The sequence below is a fragment of the Mesorhizobium sp. 2RAF21 genome, from assembly GCF_052115345.1.
Classification (GTDB): domain Bacteria; phylum Pseudomonadota; class Alphaproteobacteria; order Rhizobiales; family Rhizobiaceae; genus Mesorhizobium; species Mesorhizobium terrae.
In genome coordinates, this window is sequence record NZ_JBFRGM010000023.1 from 1 (window position 1) to 15,653 (window position 15,653).

Genomic DNA, 15,653 nt, shown 5'->3' on the forward strand with positions numbered 1-15,653 from the left:
GCCGCGCGTATCAGCCGGCTGTCTTCGATCAGCCCCGTCACCGTCGAGACATGCACCTCACCCGACAGGCCATCGAAGGCGGAACGAGCCTGATCGATAGACAGCGATGCGACGGCGCCGATCAGGGGATTGTCCAGGCTCATGCCGTCCAGCGCCGAAGCCGTGGCGATCTGGTTCGGCGTCTGGCCGACCGAGGCGAAGGCGAGCCCGCTGCGGACGACATCGAGATAGGCGGAATTCGGATCGTAGGCCAGCGCCGGTGCCAGGAACGGAGAACTGGTAGCAGCCGACAGGCCGGCGAAGGTGCCGGCAACGCCGCCACCGGCGGTCAGGATGGTGTAGCGATGGCCAAGCTGGAGCGGGCCCGAAATCGAGACGGTACCGCCGGCAAGCGTCGCCGTGCCGGTCACCGCGATGCGATCGGACTGACCGGCCGCATTGGTTTCGACCGCGTAGGTCGAGCCCGGATCGAAGGCGATGTTGCCCGCCACGTTCAACGTCCCGATCGAATTGCCAGGCGCGACGGTGCCACCGCTGCCGACTACCAATCCACCCAAGGTTCCAATACCGCCCAGCGATGCGCCCGCACTCACCGTCACCGCACTGGTCAGGCTGGCGCCGGGATGGGTGTCGTCGCCGACAACCAGTTTGCCGCCATGGACCGTCGTGGCGCCGGTATAGGTGTTGGCGCCATTCAGCACCAGCGTGCCGGAATTGTACTTGGCAAGCGAGCCGGTCCCCTCAATCGGGAAGCCTATGACCGCGGTGTCGGTGAAATCAGCCACAATGGCGCCGTCATTGGTGATGGAAGGCGCAATCACCGACCCGGATTTCCCACCATTGCCAATGAACAGCGTCGAGCCTTGATCGATCTTGACCGGGCCTGTTGTAACGACGACGGAGCCTCCATCCGCCACGATCAGCTCGCCGGGAAGGAAATCGCCGCAGCCGCAGGGCGGCAGACCGATCATCAGCGTTTTGGTTGTCAGTCTGGATCCCGCGCCGGTCACCACCACCTGCGACGGGCCCAATCCGGTGGAAGTGGGATCGGAGGCGACAATCATGTCGCCCGCGATATTGACGGCGCCACCCGCCGAAACCGTCAGCAAACCCGTGCCGCCACCGAACAAGTGGCCGACGCCGAGGAAGGTCGACACATTCCAGGTGGAGCCCGGTCCGGTAACCACGGCACTCGCGGGAGCAAACGGGTTCTCGATAAGGGCCCCGCTTAGGCTATCCACAACCGCACCGCCGCTGACCGTCATCGCAGCGGCATTGGCCATGAATCCGACGAAGGTGAAGCCCGAAACAGTCGTTTTCGTATTCATGCCGTCGACCAGAAACGCGCCACCAACAAGGAGATTGCTGGTCGACAGGTGCGCCCCTGCCAGCACGTTCAACGAGCCGGCTGTTGCAACCCCCATGGTGGTGAGACCCGCCCCAACGGCGGTATCGAAGGATGCGCCAGGCCCGGTCAAGGTCACGGTTGCGTCGGGCGCGATCAGCAGGTTGCCGCCGATGCTGCTCGCCCCTCTCAGCGTGAGTGAGCCGCGATCCAATTCCAGAGAACCGGCACCGGTAATCTGGCCGCTGAAATCGCTGTCGACGGCGCCGGCTGCGCCAACATACAGCGTTGTATTGTCATTCGTGGTACCGATATTGACCACGCCACCGCCGGAAGCACCGTCAAAGAGGCCCAGCACATCGGTATGGACGCCGTCGGCGAGGCTGAGCGTGGCGCCGGAATTCACGAACGCCACCGAATTGGCCGAAAATCCCGTATCGGCTCCTGCAACCAGCTTGCCGCCATCGACGATGGTGTCGCCGCTATAGTCGTTGTTGCCGGTGAGGATGGTGGTGCCGGCGATCTGGTGCAACGAACCTGTGCCGGTGATCGAGGGCGAGAAGGTGTAAGCCGGATCGGTGTGGTTGAAGACCAGGCTGCTGCCATTGGAGACGAGCGCCACGGTGCCGGCAAGCAGCTGGCCGGCCGCCTGGGCGGCAGCACCTTCCGCAGCACCGATGTTGATCGTGCCTGCGGCTCCATTCGCCGACAGGCCGGCATGGATCGTGCCGGTGCCGCCGCTGACACTCAACGCCCCGCTGTCCGCGACGGTCAGCGCGCCGCTGTTGAAATGGCCGACAAAGAAGTCGGTGCCGCCGCTCGCCCACTGCGAGCCAGAGCCGGTGATGGTGACGGAACTCGCTCCGCCAGCCCCGATGATGCCGCTAAAGCCGCTGCTGACCGTGCCGCCCGAATCCACCAACATCGTGCCTGAACCACGATCGCCGACAACGATCTGACCAAAGGTGGACCAGTTCGATCCAGGCCCCGTCACCTGCACGGCGGCGCCATCCGAGATGTAGCCGGCGGCCGCGGAACCGCTGCCGAGCCGGCCGCCCGCCTCGATCCGCAACAGGCCGCCGTCGACACGCGTCGTGCCGAGGAAACCGCCACTGCTGTCGCCGGTCAGCACAAGCGTGCCTGCGCCCTGCTTGACGAAATTTGCGCCGCCACCGGCAGTGAGGGTGCCCGCCAAAGTCAGCGTCGTGCCCGTGGCCGTATCGATGCGGCCGCCGAAGTTACCAAAGTTGATCGTGTGATTGCTAGTGAACGTGCTGGTCGTTTGCAGTGTCGATCCGGCGCCGAGCCCCGTGGATGGCACATAGGCCGAAGCGCTGGTGATCGTCACACCGCCGGCCAAACCACCCAGATTGGCGTCTTTCGAGACCGAGATTACTCCATCCGCAACCGTCGTGCCGCCGGTATGGGTATTCGTACCCGTCAACGTCAGCGTGCCGGTGCCGGTCTTGGTAAGCCTGACCACGCCGGCCGGCGAGCCATCCTCGATGGTGCCGGCGAAGGTCGTTGACGTGTTGTCGCCGCCCGTCGTCAGCATCGCGGCCGGGCCGCCGGTGTTGGTGACGAGGCCATTGCCCGAGAGGGAACCGATGGACTGATTGTAGCCGCCAAGATCGAGTATTGCCGGGGCGCCGATGGTAAAGGCGCTATTGTTGCCAAAGACATTGGCTGCGCCACCGGCGAGCGTACCGGCCACGAGATGCGTTGCCCGCGAATAGGTGCTGAGCGTGTTGGTCAAGGTGAGTGTGCCGACGCCGATCTTGGTAAAAGGACCTGTTCTCGCGCCCTGATCCCCGACCAACCCGATCAGCGTGACATCGAAGCCATTGGTGTCGATGGTGCCGCCGCTGTCGCCGAAATAATAGCCGTTGTTGTTCAGCGTACCGCTGGCGCCAGCCTGCAGGGAACCGCCCAGGAAAACGACCTGGCCTGTCGAGGTTGCCGACGTGTCGTCAAATCGCAGGATACCAGCCTGCAGTTCAAGCCCACCGTAGATCACGTTACCGCTCCCGGGGGTGTTATTGGCCAGGACCAGGGTTCCCGCACCGGTCTTGACCAACACGGAAGCGTCGCCGATATCGACGATCCGGCCACTGTAGATTCCGGTACCGGTGGACACATTCATCGCAATGCGCGTGTCGAAGAACAGCGTATTTGCGATGTTGACATTATTCTGAATATCGATGGTGGTGCCGTTGTAGGCAGTTACCGCGCTTGTGCCCAACGCACCAGTGGCTCCCAGGCTGAGCGTTCCCCCAAGGATTGTGGTGCCGCCGGCGTAGCTGTTGGAGCCATTGTTGAGGGTCAGTGTTCCGCTGCCGATCTTCTCCAAACCGAGCCCACTAGAGTTGGCGATCTGTCCATCGAAAATAGAGCCGATGCCCAGTGCACCGACGCTCAAAGTGGCAGGGAACGGACCGGTGTTGGAGACGGAGCCGCTGCCTTCAAGTGATCCGAGCGAGAACGACCCAGAGCCGGCAACGGTCAGAGATCCACCATCGAGGACAAACCTGGCGCCAGCGCCACCGACGGCCCCCGATGTGGAATCCAGATGCAAGCTCCCGCTGCTCTCTGCCCGGTAGACAACGTTTTGCCCGGCATCGATGCCATTGAACGTGAGAGACGAGGCCACACCGGTGACGGTGAATGTCTGCGTCAGGCCGGTGGCGTTGACGACATTGCCGTTGATACCCAGATTGGAACTGTTCGAGATATCGATCGAATAGGCTCGAGTGGGATCGCTGAAGGTGACACCTCCGACGGAGCGATTGCCAGCGGACGCCGGATTGCCAAGATTGATCGTTGTGTTTGCCGCCGCTGGACCGAACGTGACGTCCATAGACGTGGAGCCCACATCCGGCGCGGTGCCGCCGTTCCAATTGGTATTGTCGGTGAAGTCCGAGGACGTGCCGAGCCAGTCATTGGGGGCGGCTCGAAGCGGCGCTGCCTCGGCGACAATGCCAAAGGCCAGGATGGCGGAGAACAGCTTCCAGTTCAGCGCAAGCGCTGGCCCATGGTTCGATTTCGCCGCCTTGGCTACGTTCGGCCTGGCCGGCAACACGCGACCCTGACGTGCCTTTTGCGGCTGACGATATGACATGGGTACCCCCACCCGTTACTAACGCACGCTCATGCCCGCGCTGCCATGCCGGCTGCGCTGACGATTTGTCGATTAACGTGATTGAGGAGATGAAATGGGACTGTGAATGCGACCGGCACGGCTGCAACCGACGGCGGCGCCGGCACAAACCGACACACGCAAAGCCGCGCTCACACCTCATGCGAGCACAGTGCACGGATCGCGCCATGCGCGGCCCAGCCGATCCCCAATCGCTCCCCAAGCAGTGCCCCTGCCCTGCAAACCCTTTATTCTTATAGCCTAAATTAAGGCCGGCATCACGCCTTTGGTCAAGTCAAACCGGATTCACCCAAAAAAAGTCGGCTTACCGGAACGCTCAAGCGAAATGGCGACTGCAGGATTGCGCGGCGCCCCCCGGCGCCGCTTTCCACCAGGGGTTGAAGCGAACGCGGGCAAATCCAGCAAAGAGGAACGACGCTTGGCCGTCAGCCCTGCGTCGACGCGCAGACCACCGCCTGTAGGGCTCGTGTCGGCCGCGCTCAGTCCTTGGCGCGCTCGACATAGGAGCCGTCGGTGGTCATCACCACCACCCGCGTGCCGGTGACGATGTGAGGCGGCACGGTGGTCTTGACGCCGTTGGAGAGAATTGCAGGCTTATAGGAAGACGACGCCGTCTGACCCTTGGTGACCGGCTCGGTCTCGACCACTTCGAACACGGCGCGCTGCGGCAGGACAAGCGCGATGCCGACGCCTTCGTGCACCGACACCGTCGCCGTCATGTTTTCCTGCAGATAGGGTGCCGCGTCGCCGACCACGTCTTCGGAGACCGCGATCTGGTCGTAGGTCTCCGGGTTCATGAAATGGAAGCCTTCGCCGTCCTGGTAGAGGAAGGTGTGCTCGCGGTCCTCGACATAGGCGCGCTCGACCTGCTCGGTGGTGCGATAGCGTTCCGACACCTTCACGCCGTCGGAGATGCGGCGCATGTCGAGCTGCGTGACAGGCGTGCCCTTGCCGGGATGGATGTTCTCCGCCGACAGGATCACATAGAGCTTGCCGTCTTTATCGACGACGTTGCCCTTGCGGAGGGAGGAGGCGATGACCTTCACCATGGCACGACCTTACATAGTTGTTTGGCAAAATCCGGCTCGACGATGCCTTGTGAGGCGCCTTAGCGCATCTTAAGAACCGCCGCCAGTGTTCAAAGCAAAACAGTGCACCGATGATTGAAGCCTCGCCCTGGTGGACTCCTGACGTCCACGCCGACCGCCGACCCCGGTTGATGATGCGCAACCGCATCGCCGCCGCGATCCGGAACTGGTTCACCAGCGGCGATTTCATCGAGGTGCAGACGGCGATCCTGCAGACATCGCCGGGCAACGAGACGCATCTGTCCGCCTTCGCCACGGAAGCGATCGGGCCGGATGGCGGCCGGCAGCCGCTTTACCTGCATACGTCGCCGGAATTTGCCTGCAAGAAGCTGCTGGCCGCCGGCGAAAAGCGCATTTTCAGTCTCGGCCCGGTCTACCGCAACCGCGAGCGCGGGCCGCTGCACCATCCCGAGTTCACCATGATCGAGTGGTACCGGGTCGGCGAGACCTACGACCAGCTGATGGCGGATTGCGCTGAACTTTTGTCGTTGGCGGCCGAATGCGCCGGCACAAAACGCTTTGTCTATCGCGGCCGCGAGGCCGATCCTTTCCTGCCCCCCGAGCGATTGACGGTGGCCGAAGCGTTTCGGCGCCATGCCGGCATCGACCTCCTGGCCACGGTCTCGCCCAACGGCGACACGGACCGCGACGCGCTTCATGCCGCGGTTGCGCAAGCCAGCCTTCGCACGGCGGCGGACGACAGCTGGTCCGATCTGTTCAGCCGGGTGATGGTCGAGAAAGTGGAACCCGAACTCGGCATGGGCCGCGCGACCATCCTGTGCGAATACCCCATCCCCGAAGCCGCCCTTGCCCGGCCGAGCCCAGCCGACCCGCGCGTCGCCGAGCGGTTCGAGCTCTATTGCTGCGGCGTGGAACTGGCCAACGCCTTCGGCGAACTCACCGACCCGGTCGAACAACGCATCCGCTTTGGCGCCGACATGGACGCCAAGGAAAAGATCTATGGCGAACGCTATCCGATCGACGAGGATTTCCTCGCCGCGCTGGCGACGATGCCCGAGGCAAGCGGCATCGCGCTCGGCTTCGACCGGCTGGCAATGCTGGCGACCGGCGCCCACAGGATCGAGGATGTGATCTGGACGCCGGTGGCTCACCCCCTCGCTTGAGGCTGCTGCAACGCGGCTTGCGACAGTGCCGGCGCCGCATCGGCGGTCCAGCGCATGGCCGAGGGCCGCGGCGATAGGTCGAAATGCCGGCGGCCGAGCAGTGCATTGACGATGACCGCGCTGCGCCATGCCATCAAGCTGAGCTGCGGCTCGGCGATGCCGTGACTGTGGCGACCAGCGTTGAGCGCGAAGATGCGCGCGCTTGCCGGGCCATCCCATTCCACCGAAAAATCGTCGCGCAGCCGATAGAGACCGCGCTCGTCGAGATCGAGCCGATCGGCCAGCGGCGCCAGGAACTCCGGCACGGTGAAGACATAGCCGGTGGCCAGAACGATGGCATCGGCGCTGGCCATCTCGACACTGCCGTCGAAACCATTGCGCATCACCAGCCGGAACTCGCCGCCCTCGCAGCGCAAATCGAGAACCTCGCGATGCGGCATGAAGGCGAGGTCGTGCTCGTCGGCCGACAGATGACGCAGCGCATAGCTCTTTTGATAGATGGCGCGCAGCGTCGAGGCCGAAATGCCGTCGCCGGCCAGTTTCTGCTGCGCCACCGTGGCCTGGCGGCGCGAATGCGGCAGCGCGTGGAAACGCTCGACATAGTGCGGCGTGAAAAATTCGTCGGTGAAGGGGGAATCGTCAAGCGTCTGAAAGTTCTGCCGGCGGCTGATCCAGGCAATCGACTGGCTTGCTGCTTCGGGTCGCGACAACAGATGCTGCATGATCTCGGCGCCGCTCTGGCCGCCGCCGACAACGACGATGCGTCGGCCTTTGAGACCCTCCAGCCGGTAAGCAGCTTCGCTGGTATGGAAGCAGGACTGGCCATGGGCCACCTGCCCCCAGGCTGGGATGTTCGGTTTCAGGCCGACACCGAGCGACAGGTTGCGGGCCATGCATGCGTCGTCATCAAGGCGGATGTGGAACAGCCCGTCCTCGAAACGAACCTCGCGCACCGGGCGGCCGAAGCGCAGATTGTCGAGGTTACCGGCGACCCAAGCCAGATAGCGCGCAAACTCGCGCCGAGGGATCGCATCGAAATCGGCGTTGAGGAATTCATAGAAACGCTTCTGCGAGACCAGGTAGCTGGCGAAGGTCCAGGGGCTGGTCGGCAGTGTCGCCGTCACCAGATCCTTCATGAAGGAGGTCTGCAATTCGACGCCCTCCAGCATCATGCCCGGATGCCAGTCGAAGGCCGGCTTGTCGTCGAAGAAATGCGCCTTCGCGGCCGGGATGGCGTCGAGATGCGCGGCGAGGCTTAAGTGAAATGGGCCGACACCGATGCCGGCGAGGTCGAGGACTGGCGATGTCATGGGACAGCTCCGTTGTTGGTCAGGCCGCTTTGCCCCGGCCGATCGTCAGGCCGAGATACAATGGATTGTCGAGTTCGGTGCCGAGTGCCGGGACCGGGCGTTCGCCAGCGTCGCCATAACCGATGGCGAAGCGGACCTTGTTGATGGCGATGCGCGGCATCTTTGGCTGGAGCAGGTCAAACAGGCGGAACCGCTCGGCGAGTTCCGGATGTCGCGACTGGTAGCGAACGACGCAATCGGCCAGAACGCGATAGAAAACGGCCTCGTCGAACCCGTCGAAATCGGCCAGCGCGGCCGAGACGAAACGCAGCACGCTGGCGATGTGGCCGGTTTGCAGATGCTGGAAAAGATGCGCCGGCGGGCGCTTCTTCAGCGTGGCGCGCACCGCCGGATCGAGCGTGGCGAGTTCGACGAAATCGACATCGACGAGATCGAGATCGCCCTGGAAATCCTTGACCGCGACGCCGACCGGGACATCGCCCTCGAGGATAACCGTGATGTTCTGCCCATGCGCGATGAAGCCGACGCCGTAGCGGCACAGGAAGTGGTAAAGCGGCACGAAGACGGTTGAGAACAGGCGCTCCAGCCAGGCTTCGTGACCGAGACCGGACAATTCGATCAGCGCGCTGATGACGGGACGGCCGCCCGCATCGCATTGCGGGAGCGCGCCCATCATCATCGGTCGCCGCCCTTTCGGCAGCCCCTGCAACGGGCTTTCGCGCCAGATGGCACCCAGCATTTCGAGATGCTGGTAAGGCGCTTCGGGGATGCGCTCGAACTGTGGGTGCGGATAGAAGGCACCAGCCACCTCGCCCAGAACCCGGACCGGTTCCAACGCCGGATCGGTTGCCGCCATCCCGGCCAGCCAGCGCGACAGTGCGGGGCCGATGTCCATGTATTTGCCGGGCACGCCGCGCCAGGCCGAGGTGTTGAGCACCGTGAGCGGCAGCTTCACATGCAGCGCCTCGGGCCGCGAGACATTGGCCAGCGTGCGCAAGGACTGCTGCGCGGCGAAACGATCGCCGAACTGGCCGAGCGGGACGATGCGGCCGGCGGCGATCTCCCCGGCATAGGTTGCGGCGAGCATGGCCTGCCACTGCCAGGGATGGACCGGGACGAGCGCATGCGTGTCGGCGGAGATGCCGGCCGCATCGCGCGCGGCTTCCAGGCGCGCCCGCTCGCTACGGTTGAGCGCCGCATTGAGAAGTGCCGCTTCATCCAGACCGGCATCGAGCGACAGGCGCAGATGCGAGCGCGCCGCGGCGATCCAGAACAGCTGGAACTCCGATCCGAATTCCGGCGAATAGGCCTGAAATGCCTCCAGCCCCCAGCCGATGCGGCCCTTGTTGGCGGGAGCCTTCGGATGGCCGTCGAGCAGGCGCTGCAAATCGAGATCCGGCAGACGGGCAAGGTCGAAGGCGGTCAGCGGCTGGCGTTCGGCAAGAATGCGCGTATCGGCCATGAGGGTGTTGTAGAGCTCCCTGGCATAGGTGCTCAGCGTGGGCGCCGAGATGTCGAGCACGGTCCGCGCATCGACAAAGAAGGCGACGGCATCGTCGGCCGGCTTTTCCTCGGGCGCGGCCCGGACAAGCGTTTCGGGATCGATCGACAATTGACCCCAGATGCGCCGCGCCGCGCCGAAGCGGTAAGCGAGCCCTTCGCCGAGCGGCACTTCCCAACGCCTGTTGGCGGCATCGAGCGGGCGGGCGGTCAACACCTCCTCGTAGGTGAGCTCGGAGATCGCACGCGCCAGGATGGCGCGGTTGGCCCGCCGCCACAGCTCGCCGGTGACGACCCGCCCTTTCTGCAACGGGCCGAGCGCCATACCGGGCGCCGTCACAGCGGCACCTCGTGGAAGAAGCGCTCGCGCTCGCAGCACACCAGCATGGCGCGCTTGTGCGGGAAATCGAACTCCTTGACCTTGTCGTAGGCGGCGTGGGCGCAATAGCTCAGCATCTTGTGGTTCGACGCGCGCGGTTCGCCGACGATGCGCTGGGTGCGGGGATCGTCCAGGAACAAATAGTGCGTGACCGAGCGGAACAACGCCAAGGTCTTCGGCCGGCCGAGATGGCGCTTGTTGCCGATCAGCGCGTGCCAGCCGCGATCGTAGTCCTGCGGTTCGTAGCAGGGTCCGAGCCGATCCTCCTTGGCCCAGTAGAATTCCAGATAGCCGGTCGGCTCGCCGTCCAGGCTGGCGATGGCGCCGAAAATGTGTGGGTCCTGTTCCTGTGCGGAGAGATAGGCATTGAGCTCCTCGCGGCTCTGCGCCAGTTCCCAGAAGAAGGACACCCGGCCATCGTTCATCCAATCATGGAAGAGATCGAGATCGCGGTGGCGGTCAATTGGCCGGAAAGCGATGGTGAGGCCAAGTTCCGGCAACCAGCGTTCATAAAGCATGCCGTTCGGGCGCGGCGGGCGCAGCGGCGGCAACCGGTCGGCCGGACCGATTCCGGTTTCGAGCGTGGGATAGGTGAGGTGCGAGGCCTGCCTGCGCCACAAAAGCGGCAATTGGTTGAACTTCGACCTCTCGACAATTGTGCGCTGTCTGCTGGCAACGGGTTCGTCGGTATGCGCCGTGGCGAGCGCGATCACCGGCCAGGCTTCCTCGACCGGTGGCAGCAGTATCTGCCTGACCTCGTGGAAACGACAAAAGATAGCGTCGGCCAGCGCCGCCAGCATCTGCGGCTGATCCCGCCGGCCCGGCTCGAAGGCAATGTCTTCGAGAAGCAGGCCCGCCTCATGCCGGGTGAGCGTCGCCCGTGCCATCGCGGCACCGACGGATGACGCGAGCTTGAGATGAGCGCCGTCGAAATGGACTTCGAAGGCACCGTCGTCCGACCCCAGATAGTGCTTGCTCGTGGCCAATATGCCGGCGGTTTCGCCGGGCCTTTCTCTCTGCTGGATGTTCATGCAGGCTTCCTCGTGAAAAGCGGGTTTGGCATCTGGACGTAGCCGGCAAGCGGGTCGGTGACCTCAGTGTTTTCGTTGGTGTTTTTCAACGAAAACAGGAAATTGCCCTTGGTGCCGAGTGTCGGTGAACGGAGCAGATAGTCGAGACAGGCCAGGTTGCCGGATGGCCGCGCCGCGAGCCGTTCCAGCAGCCGCCGAAAATACGCGAGCAGGTCGTCCTCGCTGGAAAGCCCGGCATCGGCCAGCGCCGAGATAGCGGCAAAGACGCCGTTGATGACCAGGTAGTAGCCGAGCAATTGCGCGGCGGCAGGTGCGTCGAAGACGTGATCGCCCTTGCCGCCGGCCGAGGGCAGGTGCTTGCGCAGCAGCGGTAGGAATTCGCTGACATAGCCGGTGCCCTGGCAATCGCGGAAATAGAGCCGGTCCGGCCAGCCGTCATCCAAGCCCACGACGAGATTTTGCTGATGGGCGCCGAACAACAGTCCGAATTCAGAGAAGGCGAGGAAGAAAGGTTCGACCGCCACGTCCAGGAAACGCTCGAACCAGCGTTCGGCGGCGGCCTGCGGCTGCAACCCCTCCCGCTTCGCAACAAAATGAACGAGATCGGACAGGTGGCTTTGCGCCTGGCCGGGGTGGCGCTCGCAAAGCGCGCCAAGCACCGCCGCCTTCGGCGCATCGCCGTGCCGGAAGGGATTCTCGCGAAACGAGACGATCGTGCTAGCCAAAACGGCGCAGTCGAGGCCGTCGCGCAGCGCCATCCAGGCCGGCTCGCCAAGCACGGTAAGCGTCGGGCATTCTTGCGCCAACCGCTCGCCCAGAGCGCCTTTGATCAAGCTGTGCACGGACATGCCGCGGTCGCATTCGCGGCGCTCGATAACACGGCGGGAATTGGTGAGCTTGAGATCGAGCGAGAATTTCATCATCCAGTCGCAATCGGCGCAGTGAATGGTGCGCAGCGAGGTCGTCGCGCGCCAAGGCGGGCCACCGAGGCCGAGATCGCGCACCAAGCCAGCCTCGAACAATGCCTGCACCGCCGGCATCAGCATCAGCCGCGAGGCCTGCCAGGGATGCATGGGAAAAAGCCGCATGCCTTCGGCGCACTCGGCCTTTGCGAGCAGGCCGGTATCGCCGCCGGCGAGCCCCTGCACCATTCGCCCGACATCGTGTGGCGCGACGGAGCCGCTGACGAAGACATCTGGATGGACCGCCCACCAGCGCAACTGGAACGAGCCGCCATATTCATGGCCGAAGCGGCGCGAATCCTCGCTGGAGAATTCGTCGCGGCTCAGCGGCGTGGGGTGCACGGCGTGGCCGAAGCGCAGCGCGCTTTCCGCCCCGATGAAATCGGGAATACCGTCGGCGAAAGGCCGCACCTTGCCCCGCGCGGTCGCTACCTCTGCCACCGCCGCGACACTAGCCGCCGCACGCCGGAACAGGTTGAGCCGACTGGCCAGGCTGGAGTGTTCGCAGATGTCGGGCTCGCGCAGCAACATGGCGAGCACGTCGAAAAGGCCGATTTCGACCGGGTCGGTCCTGCCGCCCGACAGCAACCGCAGCGGCCCCGCGAAACCGTGATAGCCGACACTGGACCTGTGCCGCACCGGCACGACCACCACGACATCGCTGGCCGGCAGATCGAGGACGAGAACCTCGGCCGCGCCGAGAGAGGAGGCAAAACGCGCGGCGGTATCGAAGCGGCAGCCGCCCCACTCCCGGATCAAGGAATTGAGCAACCTGTCGACCGACGGCAATATAATGTCTTGTATTTCTCGATTTATATCAAAATACATCTCGATCGCCTAAAGTACTTGTAATCATAAAACTGCTGTGGAATTGGAATTACTCGAAATAATCCGCGGCAACTTGACGAAACATGACCCCACCCATTTCCACCACTGATACAAAACTCGTTCGACGCCTCGCACTCGGCGTCATGTCTATTGGTTTCGGCCAGTCGGCCTTCGTCGTGCTGATACCGCTGATCATGGCGCGGCTCGGGCTGGCGACCATCGATCTTGGTCTTGCGGTGGCCGCGGGCACCCTCGCCTTCCTGGTCGGCGCGCCGTTGTGGGGCAGCGTCGGCGGCAGCATCGGCCATGGCCGCCTGATGCGCCTGCTCGGGCTTGCCATGCTGGGTGCTCAGGCGCTTCTGGTAGCGCAATTGTTGATGGGGCAAAGCGCCTATGCTTTCGTGCTGGCCGGGCTGGTCGCCTCCCGGCTGATCTACGGTTTCGCGGCCGCCGGCGTGATGCCGACGGCTCAGGCTTGGCTCGCCGGCACGATCGAAGCCGAGCGTCGGCAAGCCGCCTTCGGCCTGCTCGGCGCCGGCCTCAATCTTGGCCGACTGGCCGGTTCGCTGGCGGGTGCGTTGGCCGCGATCACGGCGCAACTGACCGTGGCCTTGTTCGCCCTGGCGCCGCTGCTTCTGTGGCTGGCGCCCAAAGGCGCTACCAAGTTGGAACCGGGGGCCGTTGCCGTGCCGAGGCTCTCGCCGCTCGACCACCGCATCCTGCCCTTCCTGCTGATAGGCGTCAGCCTCACCGCCGGTTTCGGGCAGGTGCAGATCATGCTGGGGCCGCTGCTGCAATGGAAGCTCGGCCTCAATGCCAGCGGGGCGACCGCCGCAACGGGTGCCGCGCTGGCGCTGGTCGCCGTCGCCATGATCACGGTGCAGGTTCTTGCCATCCCTAGACTGCGCTGGAGCGAGCGCAGCGGCATTCTTGCCGGCACCGGATTGATCGTGGCCGGAATGGCCGGCCTCGTCATGGCGCAAGGTTATGGCGCTGGCGCCGCGGCGCTTGTGACGACCGGTTTCGGCACGGCCTTGGCGACGCCGGCCTATACGGCCTGGCTTGCGCGACGCGTCGACACCCAGGAACAGGGGGCGGCCGCCGGCTGGCTGTCGAGCGCCCATATTGTCGGGCAGACGGTCGGGGCCCTGGTCGGCGGCTTCGCCTTTCACCTGGCACCGATGCTGCCGCTGGTCGGTTGCGCGGGCCTGGCTGTCGTTGCGGCGGCAATCGCCGTCGCGCTGCGCGGACGCATGGAAACGCACCGCTGAAACCATCAACCCGCGCGCGGTCATGAGATGGCCTCCGCCTGACGCTCGGCGGCCGCCGCGCTGCGCAGCATGCCATAGGTCATGATCACGGCGAGGCCTGAGATCGCAGTCGCCAGCACGAAAAGCGGGCCGTAGCCCAGAAGATCTGCGAGACGGCCGGCCAGCATCGAACCGACGAGATAGACGATGAGCTGGGCGCAGGACAGGATGGTGAAATCGGTGCCCGGCTGGTCGGACGAAGTGACCGACATGAACAGGCTGTAGAGCGCGACGATTTCCATGTAACGCACCATCGTCTGCAGGAAGGAAGCGCCGAAGATTGGCGCGGCGCCCGTGAACAACGCGAATGCGTGCAGCATGAAGATGGCGAAGCAGATGGTGCGCAGCCCACCAAGCAGCGCCAGCACCGTTGCCGAACCGTATTTGTGCAGGAGCAGCGCCGCGATGAAGGAGCCGCCGAGGCCAACGGTGACGGCGGCGCCACCGGAGAGATAGCCGATCCAGTCGAGCGGCACGCCGGCATCGACGAGATAGGCGCCCTCCATCGACTTCACCAATCCTTCGCTGGCGCGGTAGACCAGCGCGATCCACAGGATCCGCCGCGCTTCGGGCCGGGCGAGGAAATTGCGGATCGACGGCTTGCTGAGCGCGGCCTCCGCAGTGCCGGCCGGGTCGGTCTCGCGCATGGCGAACGCGGCCACCAGCGGAATGAACGAAAGCGCCGCGATCGTGACCATGGCGGCGTCCCAGCCGAAGCGGTGATAGAGGACAAGGCCGAGCGTGCCGCCAATTACGACGCCAAGCGCCACGGCGCCGCCCTGGATGGCATTGCCGACAGGCCGGTCGGCCGGGTCGAGATATTTGGCGGCGTAACCGTCGGTGGCGATATCCTGTGCCGATAAAAGCATGGCGACGAAAAAGCCGATCCAGAAGATCGCCATGACGTCGGTGGGTTTGACGACAAGCATGCCGAGCAACGCCGCGATGATGCCAAGCTGGGTAATGATGACCCAGCTGGCGCGATGCGCCCGCGCGAACGGACGGTAGCGGTCAATCAAAGGCGCCCACAGGAACTTCAGCACCAGCGGCAGCATCAAAAGCGACAGCATGCCGATGGCGGTGCGCGAAACGCCCTGCTCGCGCAGGATCGGCGGGATCGCGGCGGCGAACAGATAGGTGGGGATGCCCTGCGCCAGATAGAGCCCGCCAAGAACGGCGAAGAGCCGCATGCGCGAGTTGGCCGGCGATATGCGGGGCGACGCGACCGGGCTCATGCCGGCACCCTCCCCGCCAGATGCTGGGCCAGGAAAGCCTGCGCTTCGGCACGGTCGCGCGTTGCCAACAACGGGAAGGCGAACAGGCCCTGGAAGGTGCGCTGCATCTCCTCATCGGCGGTCGGGCGTACGATGGCGCAAGCGACGCAAGCGCGGTTCAGGCGTTCCCGGCTCGATTTGTACCAGAGATTCTGCGCCTTCTTCTGCTCCGGCGACAGCAAGATCGGTACGGCGAACTCGACGAGGAGGGCAAATCCCTCCTCCAGCGCAGTGACCGCATGCAAGGCGGCGACGTAGCGTTCGGCGTCGTCCTCGCGCGCCGGTGCGAAGCCGGACAGTGTCGCGACCGATCGTTCGAGGGTGAGTGAAACGCTCATGCCACCG

10 protein-coding genes are annotated in these 15,653 nt (G+C 64.5%); 2 read left to right on the forward strand and 8 right to left on the reverse strand.

Annotated features, from left to right (window positions below; genetic code table 11):
• Both AB4136_RS27795 and efp read right to left on the reverse strand, forming a co-directional pair.
• Positions 1–4,463, reverse strand: a 4,463-nt coding sequence (locus AB4136_RS27795) for a beta strand repeat-containing protein (protein ID WP_441931879.1), incomplete at its 3' end; no start/stop codon positions are given.
• 518 nt (positions 4,464–4,981) lie between these two features.
• Positions 4,982–5,551: an elongation factor P gene (gene efp / locus AB4136_RS27800; RefSeq protein ID WP_024922624.1), complete on the reverse strand. Its 570-nt coding sequence runs from the start codon at positions 5,549–5,551 to the stop codon at positions 4,982–4,984.
• A gap of 110 nt (positions 5,552–5,661) precedes the next feature.
• Here efp and epmA point away from each other — a divergent pair, with 110 nt between their 5' ends.
• Positions 5,662–6,714, forward strand: a complete 1,053-nt coding sequence (gene epmA, locus AB4136_RS27805; protein ID WP_024922625.1) for an EF-P lysine aminoacylase EpmA — start codon at positions 5,662–5,664, stop codon at positions 6,712–6,714.
• Here epmA and AB4136_RS27810 read toward each other — a convergent pair.
• The 4 genes from AB4136_RS27810 to AB4136_RS27825 are packed head-to-tail and all read right to left on the reverse strand — an operon-like array spanning position 6,699 to position 12,685.
• On the reverse strand, positions 6,699–8,024 hold the full coding sequence (locus tag AB4136_RS27810; RefSeq protein WP_024922626.1) for a lysine N(6)-hydroxylase/L-ornithine N(5)-oxygenase family protein: 1,326 nt from the start codon (positions 8,022–8,024) through the stop codon (positions 6,699–6,701). The two genes, epmA and AB4136_RS27810, sit on opposite strands and share 16 nt — an antisense overlap.
• A gap of 19 nt (positions 8,025–8,043) precedes the next feature.
• Complete coding sequence (locus AB4136_RS27815) at positions 8,044–9,864, reverse strand: IucA/IucC family protein (protein WP_244431350.1); 1,821 nt, start codon at positions 9,862–9,864, stop codon at positions 8,044–8,046.
• Complete coding sequence (locus AB4136_RS27820; RefSeq protein WP_024922628.1) at positions 9,861–10,934, reverse strand: GNAT family N-acetyltransferase; 1,074 nt, start codon at positions 10,932–10,934, stop codon at positions 9,861–9,863. The genes AB4136_RS27815 and AB4136_RS27820 overlap by 4 nt, the downstream gene beginning before the upstream one ends.
• Positions 10,931–12,685, reverse strand: a complete 1,755-nt coding sequence (locus AB4136_RS27825; RefSeq protein ID WP_171020981.1) for an IucA/IucC family protein — start codon at positions 12,683–12,685, stop codon at positions 10,931–10,933. The genes AB4136_RS27820 and AB4136_RS27825 overlap by 4 nt, the downstream gene beginning before the upstream one ends.
• A gap of 122 nt (positions 12,686–12,807) precedes the next feature.
• Here AB4136_RS27825 and AB4136_RS27830 point away from each other — a divergent pair, with 122 nt between their 5' ends.
• A complete protein-coding gene (locus AB4136_RS27830; protein WP_024922630.1) occupies positions 12,808–13,995 on the forward strand; it encodes an MFS transporter in 1,188 nt (395 codons plus the stop codon).
• Between the two features lie 20 nt (positions 13,996–14,015).
• Here AB4136_RS27830 and AB4136_RS27835 read toward each other — a convergent pair whose 3' ends face one another.
• Together AB4136_RS27835 and AB4136_RS27840 are read right to left on the reverse strand one after the other, a co-directional pair.
• Complete coding sequence (locus AB4136_RS27835) at positions 14,016–15,269, reverse strand: MFS transporter (RefSeq protein ID WP_024922631.1); 1,254 nt, start codon at positions 15,267–15,269, stop codon at positions 14,016–14,018.
• Positions 15,266–15,646 carry a hypothetical protein gene (locus tag AB4136_RS27840; RefSeq protein ID WP_024922632.1) on the reverse strand — a complete coding sequence of 127 codons (381 nt, stop codon included), beginning with the start codon at positions 15,644–15,646 and terminating at the stop codon, positions 15,266–15,268. The genes AB4136_RS27835 and AB4136_RS27840 overlap by 4 nt, the downstream gene beginning before the upstream one ends.
• Positions 15,647–15,653: the final 7 nt, after the last annotated feature.